The following is a 385-nucleotide window of genomic DNA, read 5'->3' as shown; positions in this document are numbered from 1 at the left end:
TCGTGCAGCAGCCTGCCCACCAGCGTGGACTTGCCGTCGTCGACGGAGCCCGCGGTGGCGAACCGCAACAGGGTCGTGTCCGAGAGTGCCTCGGCGGTGACGGTGCTCATCCTTAGAAGTACCCCTCGCGTTTGCGGTCTTCCATCGCGGCTTCGGAGAGCTTGTCGTCGGCGCGGGTCGCGCCGCGCTCGGTCAGCCGGGAGGCGGCGATCTCGGCGATCACGTCGTCCAGCGTCTCGGCGTCGGAGTCGACGGCGCCCGTGCAGGACATGTCGCCCACCGTGCGGTACCTGACCCGCCGCTTCTCGACGGTCTCGCCGTCCTTGGGCCCGCCCCACTCGCCGGCGGTGAGCCACATGCCGGCGCGGGCGAACACCTCGCGCTC

The 385-nt window shown here is 71.2% G+C and carries 1 pseudogene; it reads right to left on the bottom strand.

Annotated features, from left to right (window positions below):
• Positions 1–266, bottom strand: a pseudogene (locus tag KMS84_RS41175) (hypothetical protein); the annotation flags it as partial.
• Positions 267–385 lie beyond the last annotated feature (119 nt).

This window comes from Streptomyces hilarionis (genome assembly GCF_024539675.1).
Classification (GTDB): domain Bacteria; phylum Actinomycetota; class Actinomycetes; order Streptomycetales; family Streptomycetaceae; genus Streptomyces; species Streptomyces hilarionis.
This window is presented reverse-complemented; position numbering and strand designations above follow the sequence as displayed.